This is a genomic window from Kitasatospora sp. NPDC001132 (assembly GCF_053598415.1).
This window is the reverse complement of the sequence record NZ_JBSFKF010000038.1, coordinates 18,912-32,126: the sequence shown is the minus strand read 5'-3', so window position 1 is coordinate 32,126 and position 13,215 is coordinate 18,912. Positions and strand designations below refer to the sequence as shown.

Sequence of the window (13,215 nt, the reverse complement as noted above, 5' to 3'; positions counted from 1 at the left end):
GCGGGCGGGAGCCTCACCGTCGCCGGGAGCGGGACGCTCGGCTGCGCCGCGGGCGGGACCCTCACCGGCGCCGGCCGCGGTCCGGCACCAGGTAGCGGTGGCTGGTGCTGGTCCAGGCCAGCACGCCGGCGATCAGCTCCCGGGTGCCGTCCAGGTACCAGCGCCCGGAGGGGTGGCGGCACAGCAGCTCGCGGCGCAGCTCCTCGCTCTCCTGCTGCAGCCGCGCCACCTGGGCGCGCACCGAGTGGACCGCCCGGCTCCGGGTGCAGCCGTGGGCCCGCTGGAGGGCGATCACGGTGTTGAAGGCGGCCCCGGGCTGTCGTTCCTCGCGCCTCAGCGAGTAGAGGTCGTTGATCAGTGTGGCGGCGTCGGCGGTGTTGGCGCGCAGCCGGTGCAGCGCGGGCTCCGCGTGGAGCGCGGCCGGGGCGTCGGCGCCGTGGACCCGTTCCAGTATGTTCATGAACGGGTAGAGGCAACTGCCGTGCCGGCGCAGGTGCATGGTGTCCGTGAGGTCGAGGCCGAGGGCGGGCACGGTGCCGCGGGCGCGGTGGTCGGCCTCGGCGGGGAAGGTGGCCAGGCAGGCCCGCCACTCCCGGGTCGCCCGGGCGCGCCACTCCGGGGACATCGACGCGGTCTGCCGCTGCCACAACTCCCGCCAGGCGAGCAGCGTGTGGCTCTCGGACGGGCTGTCGCCGGGGGCTCCGTCGAGGACCGCGTTCAGCGGGTCGACCAGGGCGCGGGCCTCGTCGGGGTGGCGGCCGGGCGAGCCGTCGAAGCGGTCGTCCAGGATGGTGAACCAGCCCAGCATGTCCACCAGGAGGTCGAGTTCGGCGCCCCGGGTGCGGGGGAAGGCGTGGCCGATCAGCTCGTGCAGCGCGTAGGCCCGGTAGCGGGGCAGCTCGGGCGGGGTGAGCAGGCCGTGGCGGACCACCCAGTCGGCGTGCCGGTCGGCGGCGAGGCGCAGATGGGTGCGCGGCCGGGGGGCCGCCGGGCCGGCCGGGCTCGTGGGCGCGGCCGGGGCCGTGGAGGTGGCGGGGGCGGTCGCGCGGTCGGCGCCGGTGAACGGACACCGGTCGGGCGGCTCGCCCTGCGAGGAGGCCACCGCGTTCCCCGGTGAGGCGGCGGCGTCGCCGTCGCGGGAGGCCGTCGAGGTGCGTCCGCGTGGGGAGCGCGCGCCCCGTGGCGCGAGCCGCACCCGCAGGCCGTGCGCCTGGACCGTCGTCCACACCACTTCGCGGGCCCGGGAGCCCGGCACGGCCGTCGGGCGCCAGCGGCGGAGGATCGCCGCGGCCGCGACGGTCAGCTCCGCCCAGGCGAAGGCCTCGCCGATGCACTTGTGCTTGCCCGCCCCGAACGGCAGGAAGGAGGGCCGCCCGGTGCCGCCGCCGTCCTGCCAGCGCTCGGGCCGGAAGCTCGTCGGCTCCGGGTAGCGCACCGGGTCGCGGTGCAGCGCGGTGAGGCTGTACAGCAGCTCGGTGCCGGCCGGGACGCGGTACGGGCCCAGCTCGACCGGCACCTGGGCGGTGCGCATCAGGAAGGCGTTGGGCGCGTGCAGCCGCACCACCTCCTGGGTGACGCTGCGGGTGTACGTGAGCCGGGCCAGCGCCTCGGGGGTGGGGACGGTGCCGACGGGCAGGTGCTCGTCCAGCTCGTCGAGGATCCGGGCCTCCGCCTCGGGGTGGCGCAGCAGCTCGTCCAGTAGCCAGGTGAGGGTGGTGGAGACGGTCTCGGTGCCCGCGCCGAACATGGTGATCGCCTCGGAGCGGACGTCGGCCTCGGTGAGCGGGCAGCCGGTCGCCGGGTCGGTGGCGGCGCGCAGCAGGGCGGGCAGGGTGCGTCGGGCCCCGGCCCCGGCCCCGGTGCCCGCGGTCGGGGCACGGCCGTTGACGGCCTGGTCGACCACCCGGTTGAGCACCCGCACGGCGTCGTCGAAGCGCCGGTTGACGGGCAGCGGCAGCCGGGCGAGCGACGGCTTCGGGTAGAGGGACTGGACGATCTGGCCCTTCACCAGGTCCGGCAGTGCCCGGTGGAAGGCGACGGTGGCGTCCTCGCTGAGCCGGGCGTCGAACAGCGAGCGGGTGACGATCTCCAGCGCCAGGTGGTTCATCTCCTTGGCCACGTCGAGCACCTGCCCGGGGCGCCAGCGCGCGGCCCGCTCCTCGGTGACCTGCTGCATCACGGCCAGGTACTCGCCCATCCGGTCCGGGCCGAAGGCCGGCTGGATGATCCGGCGGCGGTCGCGGTGGGCCTGGCCCTCGGACATCAGCAGGCCGTCGCCGAAGGCCGTCTTGAGGGTGTCCTGGACGGCGCCGCGCGGGCAGTCGTGGGCCAGTGCGACGAGCAGGGTGTGGACCAGCCGGGCGTCGGTCACCACGCAGACGGTGCGCGGGCCGAGTCGGATGCGGACCACCCCGCCGTGGCGGGAGAGCGAGCCGAGGAAGCCCAGCGGGTCGCGCAGCAGGGCGCCGGCGTGCCCGAGGCCGGGCAGGGCACCGGGGGCCAGCGGGGGGACGGCGGCGCGGGCCAGCGGGGAAGGGCCGGGTGCGGTTCTCGGCGGGACGATCAGCTTCCGGGTCTCGGTCTGCAGGGACATGACACTACCTCTCACCAGAGGGGCCGGTGCGGGCGATACCGGGTGGCAGCGGCGGGCCGGCCGGGATGCGGGGGACCGCCCAGCGCGGCCCCCGCGCGCGCCCCCGGCGGGAGGGCGCACGTTGAGCAAACGCGCCGGTTTCCCGAGCGTTGCGCCGAATGTGCGGGGATCACTCCAACGGCCGAGTGGATCGACCCTTTCGTGCGTGCTCGAAGCTCCGTGTTGACCTGCGCGGATGCCTTCGCCCGGGCGGCCCGGCGGTTGCCCGGACTGCAGGGTCTTTGGACCCTCGCCGCACGGGCGTGCGAGGGACAGCATGGATGCGAAGAAGGAGGAACCTGATGACCCGTCTGCGCCACCGGCCGGCCCTCGACGTCCGGGTGGAGATCCGCGGCGAGCTGCCGCGGGAGGAGGCCGAGTACGCCCGGGTACGGGCGCTGGCCACCGCCACGGCGCTCGGCCCCGACGCCCACGCGCTGCGACTGCGGCTGACCCGCTCGCGGAACCGCTCGGTGACCCGGCCCGCGCTGGCCCAGGCGGGCGTCGAGCTGGCGGGTCTCGGGCCGGTCCGGGTCCAACTGGCCACCGGCACCGCGCGGGAGTCCGTCGACCTGGTGCTCGGCACGCTGGCCGGCCGGGCCCTCCGGCTGCGCGAGCAGGGGGACATCGGCTTCGCCGCCGCCTACGAGAGCTCCTACCGCCCCCAGTACGCCGACCGCCCGCTCGCCCAGCGGCGGATCGCCCGGCACAAGGCGGTCGTGCTCGCTCGCCGCAACCCCGAACAGGCCGTGCTCGAACTGCTCGCCCTCGACCGGCGGTTCCACCTCTTCGCGGACGCCGCGACCGGGCGCGACAGCCTGGTCCACCGCTGCTCGCCGGGCGGCACCGTGGAGCTGTGCGCCGCCGGCACCAGCGCGATGCCCCCGCTCGACCTCGCCGAGGCGGCCCGCCGGCTCTGGCTCACCGGCGGCCCGTTCGTCGGTTGGACCGACCCCGGCGACCACCGCGCCCGGGTGCTCTACCGCCGCTTCGACGGCCACTACGGCCTGATAGCGCCGGTGTCGGACGGCCGGATCGGGGCAGGAACCCACTCGGCACAGGACTGACACCACGGCACGACGACCACACCACGAACTCTCCACGACAAGGGGTCGGGACCATGGACTGCGAAGAAGTCATGCTGACCGTCCGGATCACCGCCGCCGAGCGCGCGCTGCTGCGCGAACTCGCGCGCGGGCACGGTGGCGACGTCTCGGACGTGGCGGTGGACGGACTGCTGGAGGTCATCCCCGCGCTGCACGACGACACCTGCGTCCTGCCGCTGCTGCGCGTGCTGTCCAGACCGGCACCCTTCGCGCTCACCCTGTGGCTGCCCGCCCCGGTCGCGGACCTGCTGCCGCTGCTCGGTGAGCGGCTCGCGCGGACCGGCGGCCCCGCGGCCGGTCCGGCCAGTGCCGCGCTCTCGGCGGCCCTGCGGCTCTGGCTGGCCGGGGACCGGATCGCCCTGGCGGCCGGGCTGGCCCGCCTGCACGGGGGCTGCGGCGCCGGCGCGGTGGCGGCGGTACGGTCCGCGGTCGGTGCGGCGGCCTTCGGGGCGGAGCGGGTGAGGGTCGCGGCCTGACCCTTCGGTCGTCCTGAGTGTTCGTCATGTCTCGGACCGCGATGGCGAGTCCGGGGTGCAAGCGGTGCGCCCGGCAGTGTCCGGGCGCACCGCTTTTTCCTTGAGTCGGACGGGGGAACTCCGCGGGCGATTTCTGTTATCTCCGGCCGCCCCTCCCGCTCTCCGGAGTGTCGGAAGGTCCGAGCCCCGCGCGTCAGGGGAGCCCGACCCGGGGGTGGTGCATGGCGGTTGAGGTGATCATGAGTCAGATCCCCTGTGCGTCGGCCGTCTTGGGTCGGGGCTGCGGCGGTCGGCAGTCGCCGGGCGGAAGCCCTTGGCAGAACCGGCCGCTGTCGAGGGCCTCGTGAGTCGTTCGGGGTAAGGCTGTTCCTGTGAGTCCGTGAAACCGGTCGGCCCGTATGCCGGCCGACCCTTCGACCCGAGCCGCCGACGCCCGTGGGCCCGTAGGCCCGCAGGCCTGCAGGCCCGTCGCGCCGGGAACGTCGACCGCCCACCCGGCGGCAGCCGTTCCCGGCGCCGGCCGTTCCCAGTGCCCCCGCCCCCACACCGCCCCGAGGACCAGCCCGTATGCGAACCCGCCCCCACCTCGCCGCCCTCGCCCTGGCCGCCGCCGCCCTGCTGCCCGCCGCCGTACCCGCCGCCGCCCACGGCGACGGCGTCCACCTGGACGTCACCGGCCAGCGGAACGGCCGCGTGAGCACCGTCGCCACCTGGGAGAACGACCACGACCCGGTGACCGGGGAGTTCACCGGCACGCTCTCCGCGACGGCCTCCGACGGTCGCACCGTCGGCCCCTGGCGCCTGGTCACCGCCCCCGGCAGCCCCGGCACGTACACCACTCGGGAGGCCCTCCCCGTCGGGCACTGGCGGGTGACGGTGGACTGCGTCGTCCCCGCCCTCGGGCACGGCGAGCGCGAACTCGACGTCGACACCGTCGCGATCGCCGACCCGACGCCCCCGGAGACGGAGGACCCGGCGCTGTCCGAAGGCTCGCCGCGGTCCGCCGAGGTGGCCCCCGCCCCGCTCCGGGAGACCGCGACGGCGGCGGGAAGCACCGCGGCGGCGGGGACCGCCGCCGTCGCCGCCCGGGAGGGCTCGCCGCGCCCCGCCCACGCGACCACCTCCGACACCACCACCTGGGCGGCCATCGGCACCGCCTGCGCGGCCGTGGTGCTGGTCGCCACCGGACTCTGGCTGCGCCGCCACCGCGGCTGACCCGTCCTGGACCGCCCGGCCGGGTCGCGGGGGCGCCCGGCGGAACCAGCCGGGTGCGAACCGACGTCCTTTTCGGTCACCGGGCGCCACCGCGGGTGCCCGGACGATCGCAAGGGAGCGTCCGCGCATGAAGAAGGTCCTGATCACCGGAGGTGCGGGATTCATCGGCAGCACCGTCGCCTCCGCCCTGCTCGACCGGGGGATCACCCCGGTCGTGCTGGACGACCTCTCCCGGGGACGGACAGAGTTCGTCGCGGACCGGGTCTTCTACCGGGGCGACATCGCCGATGCCGCCCTGCTCGACCGGATCTTCGCCGAGCATCCCGACATCGACGCCACCGTGCACTGTGCCGCGAAGATCGTGGTACCGGAGTCGGTGGCCAAGCCGCTGTACTACTACCGGGAGAACGTCGCCAAGACCGTCGAGCTCCTGGACGCCCTCCAGCGCAACGGCTGCACCCGGATCGTCTTCAGCAGCTCCGCGTCGATCTACGCCCCCACCCCTGACGCCCGGGTCGACGAGAGCAGCCCGGTCGACGCCGGCAGCCCGTACGCGCGCACCAAGCAGATGATGGAGCAGGTCCTCCAGGACTGGACCCGGGGCGAGGGCGCCGAGCGCCAACGCGTCATCGCCCTGCGCTACTTCAATCCGATCGGCGCCGACCCGCAGCTGCGCACCGGCCTCCAGGACCTCAACCCCACCCACGCCCTGGGCAAGCTGATCGAGGCGCACACCACCGGCACCCCGTTCACCGTGACCGGCACCGACTGGGCGACCCGCGACGGCTCCGGCATCCGCGACTACGTCCACGTCCAGGACCTCGCCGAGGCGCACGTCGCGGCGCTGCTGCGGTTCGACGAGGTGATCGCCCCGGGCGTGGCGGACCGCTACCGGGTGATCAACGTCGGCACCGGCGACGGGACCACCGTGCGGGAGCTGATCGCCGCCTTCGAACAGGCCGTCGGCGCCAGCCTGGAGGTGCGGGAGGCCGGACCGCGGCCCGGGGACGTGATCGGCTGCTACGCCGTCGTGGACACCGCGCGGGACCTGCTCGGCTGGCAGCCGCGGCGCGGCATCGCCGAGGGGGTCGCCGACGCGCTGGCCTGGCGGCGGGTCTGGTCGGCCCGGGTCGGCGTCAGCTGACCGCCGCACGACGCTACTTGACGGCCTCGCCGGACTTCGACCAGTTGTCGCGCAGTCGGTCGAGGTAGGACTGCGCCTGGGAGCCGATCTTGACGCCCCGGGCGAAGGCCAGCATGTTGCCCGCGCCCGCGTTGTATCCGAGGGCGGCCAGTTCGTCCCGGGTGAGCGGCGCGCCCGGGCGGACGGGCAGCTGTGCGGCGAGGTCGTGCAGGTGCCAGGCGGCCGCCTGGATGGCCAGGTCGCGGTCGTCCGGCAGCTCCTCCCACTGCCGGGAGGCGAAGGGGCGGCCGGGCTTGGTGTCGTCGAAGGCGGCCCGGTGCATGTTGGCGATGCCGAAGGAGGCGTCCGGCTTGCTCCGCTGCCAGGCCCGTTCGAGCTCGGGGTCGTGAGGCTTGTACGCCTCGTTGTAGAGGATCGCCATCAGCAGCTGCGGGTTGACCCCGGCCTCGGCGGCGTACCGGCGCACCGGCGCCGCGTAGTCGGCGGGGTCGTAGGAGCCCGACGGCTTCGGGGGCTTCGACGGCGCCGCGGAGGCGCCGGCCGACGGCGCGGCGCCCGCGGAGGCGCCGGACGGGGCGGCCGCGGTCGGGGAGGGGTCGGCGGAGGCCGCGCCGTCGTGGCCGTTGCCGCGGACGAGACCCAGTCCGGCCACCACCACGACGCCGATCACCAGCCAGCGTCCCCGGCCGGACCCCTTCTTCTCCTCGCTCACCGCTGCCGCCCCTCCCCGTTCGCCCGTATGTCCGTTCGACCGCCGCGCGGCTGATCGTGCCCCGCGGCAGGCTACTCGGTGGGCTTCCGGTCGCCGTCGAGGTTGCGCAGGAAGTCCTTCGCCTTCTCGACGCCGGTGTCGATCTGCCCGCTGTACTTGCCGTCCGTGCGGTCGTCGATCGCGTCGCCGACCTTGTCCAGGCCCTGCCCGATCACGTCGCCGTGCTCGCGGGCGAGGTCGGTGGCCTTGTCCGCGATGTTCTTCAGACTCTCAAACATGGTGACGCTCTGCTCCTCTGATGCGTTCCTGATGGTGTGCCGACGTGGCGGGGATCATGACCATCCTAACGACGGCCCACCGGGCGGTCCGTCGCTGCCGGGTGGCAGCGGGTGACTTTGCTGAAATGGGTTTGTATGCTCCACCCCATCCTCTACAGCGATGTAGAGGATGGGGTCCCACCAGGACGCCGGCAGGACCGAGGGCGTCCCGGCACACGCGGCGGTGCGATCGCGCCGCCGCGGCCGCAACGATCGAGGGAAGTGCGCATGGCCGGTCAGCGGGCGAGAACGCCGTACCAGGACGCGGGACCGCGTACCGAGGGCCGCGCCCTTCCGACCCAGCGCTCCCGGGCGGTCGGCGCGGGAGCCGCAGGCGCCCCCGGCGCTGCCGCGGCCCCCGTCACGCCCCGGCCGCCGCGCCCCGGGGCGGCCCGCCGCCACCAGCAGGCGCGCCGACGGGCCGGGGCGGCGGCCGCGCTCTCGGCGGTCGGGCTGCCGCTGCTCGGCGCGGTCGCGGACGAACTCGACGGGCCGGGCGTCGGCCTCCTCTTCGCGGTGGGCTCGGTGCTCGGGACGGCGGCCGCCGCGGCGCTGTGCAGCCGGGCGGGCCGGTGGTGGGTGGTGACGGCCGCTCCGGTCGTGGTGCTGCTCACCGCCTCGGGCGTCGAGTACCTCGCGCAGCCCGGGAAGTACCAGGGGAAGAACCTCGGCACCGGCGTGCTGCGCTGGGTGGTCGGGGCGTTCCCGGTGATGGCCGCGGCCGTGGCGGTGGCGCTCGCCGTGGTCGCGCTCCGCGCCGCGTCGGCCCGCCGGACGGTGTCGGAGCGCCGGCGAAAAGGCAGGACGGCCGCACCCGGTGGAAGGGGCCGCCGTGGCTGAGCGCGTCAACAGCCGTACCGGCGGCCGGGGTCAGCGCGGTCAGCGCGGGCACCTCCCGCGCCGCGGGGCCGCCCCGATCACCGTCGCCGGGCGCACCCTGGCCTGCACCGTCTCGATCGCCGTGCTCGGGGCCAGCGGCTTCACCTGGTACGAGTACCGCAGCCTGGACGACGGCATGATCAAGTCCTCCGCGCTGAGCGAGGCCAAGAAGAACGCCCCGCCGCACCTCGACAAGTCCGTCAACCTGCTGCTGATCGGCCTGGACAGCCGCAAGGACATGGACGGCAACGACCTGCCCAGGCAGTTCGTGGAGGACGAACTGCACGCCGGCTCCAGCGAGATCGGCGGGTACAACACCAACGCCCTGATCGTGCTGCACATCCCGGCCGACGGCGGCAGGGTCACCGCGCTCTCCGTCCCGCGCGACGACTACGTACAGACCGTCGGCGCCGACGGCAGGATGCACAAGGTCAAGGAGGCGTACGGGATCGCCAAGGGGGCCGCGGAGCAGAAGCTGGCGGGCAGGGGGCTCTCCAGGGCGGAGCTGGAACGGCGCAGCCGGGAGGCCGGCCGCTCGGCCACCATCCAGACGGTGCAGTCCTTCCTGGACGTCCCCATCGACCACTTCGCGGAGGTGAACCTGATGGGCTTCTACGACATCGCCAAGGCGGTCGAGCCGATCCAGGTCTGCCTCAACCACCCGGTGGACGACCCGATCACCGCCCGGACCGCCACCCACGAGGGCGGTGGCACCGGCCTCAGGCTCCCGGCCGGGATCAGCTCCCTCGACGCCGCGCAGGCGCTCTCCTTCGTCCGCCAGCGCCACCACCTCGCCAACGGCGACCTCGACCGCACCCACCGGCAGCAGGCGTTCCTCTCCTCCGTCGAGTACAAGCTCAAGCAGCAGGGCATCCTGAACGACCTCGGGCAGATGCAGAAGCTGTTCGCGGTGGTGAAGAAGGACGTGGTCATCGACAACGAGTGGGACATCCTCGACTTCGCCCAGCAGGCGCCCAACCTGACCGGCGGCAACGTGGAGTTCAACACCCTGCCGATCAGCGGCTTCAAGACCGTCGGCGGGCAGGAGGTCAACACTGTCAACCCGGACCTGATCAGGAAGATCGTCCGACAGCTCTTCAACCACGAGGCGGCGCCGGTCGTTCCGGCCGCCCCGCCGGGGGACGTGCCCGTCGAACCGGGCCCGTCGTCCGCCGCCGCCCCGGGTGCGGTGCTCAAGGCCGTGGTCGACGTCAACGCGGCCGCGGGGGTGGCGGCCGACGAGTCCAGGGCGCTGGCCGAACTGGGCTACCAGGTGGGCCGGATCGGTGACGCCCCGGCCAGGACGCGGGCCACCGCGGTCACCTACGGGGCCGGGGCCAAGACCGACGCCCAGCGCCTCGCCGCCCGCTACGGGGTGAGCGCGGTCTACTCGGCGGCCGTCCCGGCGGGCCGCGTGGTGGTCACCCTCGCCCCCGTCCGCACCCCGAGCCCGACGGCCGTGCCGTCGGGCGCCCCGGCGCAGGGAGAGCCCTCCGCCGACCCGGCGGCGGGGCTGCCGATGCAGGGGCCGGCGGTGCGGGCGGGCGGGATCCCGTGCGTGGACTGAGGCTCCTCGGGGCGGCGGAACGGTCCTCGTGGTGCTTGGCCAGGGCCAGGCTCTCATGGGGCTCGGCCAGGGGCAGGCCCTCGTGGTGCTCAGTGCCGGCCTGGTCCTCGGGCCGGGCCGGGGCGGGTGTCCCGGAGCGGCTCGCGGTCGAGGACCTCGACGTACCCGATCCGCGCGTCCACGACGTCCGGGACGAGCACGCCCTCGGCCGGATCGAGCCGGACGCACCGGTGGCCCCGACCGTACGGCCGGCCGTACGGATGCGGAGCCGTCCGGAATCTCTGGCAGAAGTCGTCCCCGCAGCGGCACTCCGCGACCAGCCGCAGGCTCCAGGCGCGGGCGGCCGGTTCGGGCTCGCCCTCCCGCGTCAGGAGGTCGACCAGCTCCCCGACCGGATCGGGGAAGACCTCGCGGACCAGCGGGTGGCCCGCCGTCTCCGGCGCCGTCACGGGCGGGGCGCCTTCACGCCGTGGACGGCGGCGTACTCGGCGGCGAGCCAGGGGCCCAGGTCGTCGACGAGCACGGCCAGGGCGGCCCGGTCGGCGGTGGGGGTGCGGGCGATGGTGGCGGCGAGTCGCAGCTGGGCGGCGCGTTCGGGGTAGTGGGCGGCGAAGGCCTCGGCGGAGGCGGCGAGGTCGCTGGTCCAGCCGCCCCAGCGCGGCATCACCAGGGTGAAGCCGGTGCGGACGAGCCGGCGGGAGATGCCGCGGGTGAGTGCGCGCAGTTCGCCGTCCGTGGCGGCGGCGGCCAGGCGCTCGCGCCACTGCGGGAGGACCAGGGCGAGGTCGCCGTTGGTCTCCCGGGCGAGCAGCGAGGTGGGGCGGTAGCGGGGGAGCCGGGCGGCGAGGTCCTTGCCGAGCAGCGGGGTGCAGAGGCAGGCGACGAACCAGCCGAGGTCGTGGCGTTCCAGCTCGCTGAGCAGCGTGCCGGTGTCGAAGAGCAGCACGCCGACCCCGTTCACCTGCGCGAACTCGGCGTCGAGCGCGGCCTCGAGGGCGTCGGCCGCCGCCCGGTCCGCGGCGCTGGGCTCGTGGTGCAGGGCGAGCAGCAGGTCGAGGTCGGAGACGCCGGGTGTCGCGGTGCCGCGCGGGACACTGCCGTAGAGGTAGGCGCTGTGCAGGCGGTCGGGGGTGAAGGCCGCGGCGATCCGCTCGCGGGCGGCCGCGACCACGGGCGCGAACGCCGGGGGGACGCGCTCGAGCGAGCCCTCCCGTGCGATGAAGCCGTCCCGGTCCAGCCCCTGAGTGGTGGTCATGGCGGCACTATGTCCCAGCGGCGCCCCGCTGACCAGCGAATATCCGTCGGCCCGCGGATTGTCAGTGGGGTGTGCAAGCATCCGTTGCACACGAACACGAACGGCGTGGTGGGGAACGGCATGGGCACCTGGGACATCGGGCACTTCGACAACGACTCGGCGGCGGACTTCTGCAACGGCCTGGACGACGCGGCGCCGGGTGAGCGTGAGGCGCTGCTTCGGTCGGCGCTGCTGGGCGCCGTCCGGGCGGAGGAGTACCTGGACTCGGACGAGGCCGTGGAGGCGGTCGTCGCCGCCGCGCTGGTGGCGGCGCAGTGCCCGGGCGGCGCGGCGGTGACGAGCGCCTACGGCCCCGAGGAGCCGATACCGCCGCTCTCCGTCGAGCTGCGCCCGCTCGCGGTGGAGGCGTTGGACCGGGTGGTGGCGGAGGAGTCGGAGCTCGCGGAGCTGTGGGACGAGACGGAGAGCGGTCCGGCCTGGCGGCGGGGCATACGGGAGCTGCGCGACGTCCTCGATCCGGTGCCGCCGACGATCGACGTGCCGTTGTTCGACATCTGAGCGGACGTCAGTGGCGGGCCGCCGTCCACCAGTAGCCGAGTGCGGTGAGGCTGGTGGCGGCCCCGAGCAGGCAGACGGCCGTCCAGCCGCCGTGGTCGTAGACGACGGTGGACAGGATCGCGCCGGCGCCGCACCCGGCGGAGTAGAACAGCATGTAGCCGGCGGTCAGGCGGCTGCGCGCCTCCGGGCGGACCTGGTAGAGCAGGTGCTGGTTGGCGACGTGGACGGACTGCAGGCCGTAGTCGATCACCACCATGGCGAGCACCGGCCACCAGACGGAGTGCGGCAGCAGCGCGGCCGGGAGCCAGCCGACCAGCATGGCGAACAGGCCGATGCCGGTGGTGCGTTCGGCCCGGCCGCGGTCGGCCTGGCGGCCGGCGAACCCGGCGCCGAGCGCTCCGGCGGCGCCGGCGAGGCCGAAGAGCCCGATCTGGGTGTGGCTGAGGGCGAAGGGCGGCGCGGCGAGTGGGAGCACCATCGGGGTGAGCAGCACGGTGACGGAGGTGAAGCTGAGCAGCGCGAGGACGGCCCGGGTGCGGAGCACGCGCTCCTGGGCGAAGAGCACGAACACCGAGCCGACCAGGCGCGGGTAGCCGATCCGCTCGACCGTGCGGTGCCGTTCGGACGGGACGGTGGCCGCGACGGCGAGGGCCATGGCGGCGGCCGCGACGGCGGAGGCCAGGTAGACGGCGCGCCAGCCCGCCAGGTCGCCGATGGTTCCGGCGACGGTTCGGGCGAGCAGGATGCCGACCACGATGCCGCTGGTCACGGTGCCGACCACGCGGCCCTGGTCGCCCGGGGCAGCGAGTTGGGCGGAATGGGCGACGACCACCTGGGCGACGACCGCGAGGACGCCGACGGTGGCCATCGCGGCGAGCATCAGCGGGGCGGAGGGGGCGAGCGCGACGGCGAGGAGGGCGAGGACGGACAGGCCCAGCTGGGTGGTGATCAGGGTGCGGCGGTTGACGTGGTCGCCGAGCGGCACGAGCAGCAGCAGGCCCAGGGCGTAGCCCGTCTGGGTGAGGGTGCCGACCAGGCCGATGGTGGCCGGGGAGATGCCGTAGTCCCGGGCGATCAGGTCGAGCAGCGGCTGTGAGTAGTAGACGTTGGCCACGGCGAGGCCGCAGGCGACGGAGAGCAGCCAGGCGGCGGCGGGCGACAGGCCGCGCGCCGGCGCTCCGCCGGGGTTGTCGGGTGGTCCGGCCTCGGCGCAGGCCGCGGTTGTGCGGGCGGGAGAGGTCATGGTGGGACTCCCTCGAAGGGCACAGTGGTTTCAAAGTGCTACCGAGAGACCATGGCATATCCTGGTTTCAATAAGCAACCATGCTGATCGGTACGCTGGGCGCCGACCGGT

At 74.8% G+C, this 13,215-nt stretch carries 13 protein-coding genes; 7 read left to right on the top strand and 6 right to left on the bottom strand.

All coding sequences use genetic code 11. The annotated features are described in order from the left end of the window. Window positions 1-61 precede the first annotated feature (61 nt). Window positions 62-2,593, bottom strand: coding sequence for a cytochrome P450 (locus ACWDBE_RS33715; protein ID WP_449809799.1), 2,532 nt, complete (start codon window positions 2,591-2,593; stop codon window positions 62-64). A gap of 341 nt (window positions 2,594-2,934) precedes the next feature. On the opposite strand from ACWDBE_RS33715, the gene ACWDBE_RS33710 reads away from it, so the two are divergent. The 4 genes from ACWDBE_RS33710 (at window position 2,935) to galE (ending at window position 6,573) form a co-directional block, all read left to right on the top strand. Further along, window positions 2,935-3,699 carry a sigma 54 modulation/S30EA ribosomal C-terminal domain-containing protein gene (locus ACWDBE_RS33710; protein ID WP_449809798.1) on the top strand — a complete coding sequence of 255 codons (765 nt, stop codon included), beginning with the start codon at window positions 2,935-2,937 and terminating at the stop codon, window positions 3,697-3,699. A gap of 53 nt (window positions 3,700-3,752) precedes the next feature. Beyond that, entirely contained in the window at window positions 3,753-4,214 is a 462-nt protein-coding gene (locus tag ACWDBE_RS33705) for a hypothetical protein (protein ID WP_449792763.1), read from the top strand. 567 nt (window positions 4,215-4,781) lie between these two features. After that, complete coding sequence (locus tag ACWDBE_RS33700; protein ID WP_449792762.1) at window positions 4,782-5,429, top strand: hypothetical protein; 648 nt, start codon at window positions 4,782-4,784, stop codon at window positions 5,427-5,429. Between the two features lie 127 nt (window positions 5,430-5,556). Then, entirely contained in the window at window positions 5,557-6,573 is a 1,017-nt protein-coding gene (galE, locus tag ACWDBE_RS33695) for a UDP-glucose 4-epimerase GalE (RefSeq protein ID WP_449792761.1), read from the top strand. A 13-nt stretch (window positions 6,574-6,586) separates the two neighbouring features. On the opposite strand, the gene ACWDBE_RS33690 is transcribed toward galE, so the two are convergent. Continuing rightward, window positions 6,587-7,285 carry a lytic transglycosylase domain-containing protein gene (locus tag ACWDBE_RS33690; RefSeq protein ID WP_449809797.1) on the bottom strand — a complete coding sequence of 233 codons (699 nt, stop codon included), beginning with the start codon at window positions 7,283-7,285 and terminating at the stop codon, window positions 6,587-6,589. A gap of 71 nt (window positions 7,286-7,356) precedes the next feature. After that, window positions 7,357-7,563 (bottom strand): antitoxin, encoded by a 207-nt coding sequence (locus ACWDBE_RS33685; RefSeq protein ID WP_363387466.1) that lies wholly within the window; start codon window positions 7,561-7,563, stop codon window positions 7,357-7,359. A gap of 267 nt (window positions 7,564-7,830) precedes the next feature. Between ACWDBE_RS33685 and ACWDBE_RS33680 the strand changes: the two genes are divergently transcribed. Both ACWDBE_RS33680 and ACWDBE_RS33675 read left to right on the top strand, forming a co-directional pair. Next, a complete protein-coding gene (locus ACWDBE_RS33680; protein WP_449809796.1) occupies window positions 7,831-8,442 on the top strand; it encodes a DUF6542 domain-containing protein in 612 nt (203 codons plus the stop codon). Next, entirely contained in the window at window positions 8,435-10,048 is a 1,614-nt protein-coding gene (locus ACWDBE_RS33675) for an LCP family protein (RefSeq protein ID WP_449792758.1), read from the top strand. Before ACWDBE_RS33680 ends, ACWDBE_RS33675 begins: the two co-directional genes overlap by 8 nt. 89 nt (window positions 10,049-10,137) lie before the next feature. On the opposite strand, the gene ACWDBE_RS33670 is transcribed toward ACWDBE_RS33675, so the two are convergent. Continuing rightward, window positions 10,138-10,497, bottom strand: coding sequence for a hypothetical protein (locus ACWDBE_RS33670; protein WP_449792757.1), 360 nt, complete (start codon window positions 10,495-10,497; stop codon window positions 10,138-10,140). Continuing rightward, the gene (locus tag ACWDBE_RS33665) at window positions 10,494-11,303 is read right to left on the bottom strand and encodes a nucleotidyltransferase domain-containing protein (RefSeq protein WP_449792756.1); all 810 of its coding nucleotides are present in this window, start codon (window positions 11,301-11,303) and stop codon (window positions 10,494-10,496) included. The genes ACWDBE_RS33670 and ACWDBE_RS33665 overlap by 4 nt, the downstream gene beginning before the upstream one ends. Before the next feature lie 120 nt (window positions 11,304-11,423). Between ACWDBE_RS33665 and ACWDBE_RS33660 the strand changes: the two genes are divergently transcribed. Further along, window positions 11,424-11,861 carry a DUF4259 domain-containing protein gene (locus ACWDBE_RS33660; RefSeq protein ID WP_449809825.1) on the top strand — a complete coding sequence of 146 codons (438 nt, stop codon included), beginning with the start codon at window positions 11,424-11,426 and terminating at the stop codon, window positions 11,859-11,861. A 7-nt stretch (window positions 11,862-11,868) separates the two neighbouring features. Here the strand turns inward: ACWDBE_RS33660 and ACWDBE_RS33655 are convergent, their stop codons facing one another. After that, window positions 11,869-13,104 carry an MFS transporter gene (locus ACWDBE_RS33655; protein WP_449809795.1) on the bottom strand — a complete coding sequence of 412 codons (1,236 nt, stop codon included), beginning with the start codon at window positions 13,102-13,104 and terminating at the stop codon, window positions 11,869-11,871. Between the last annotated feature and the right edge of the window lie 111 nt (window positions 13,105-13,215).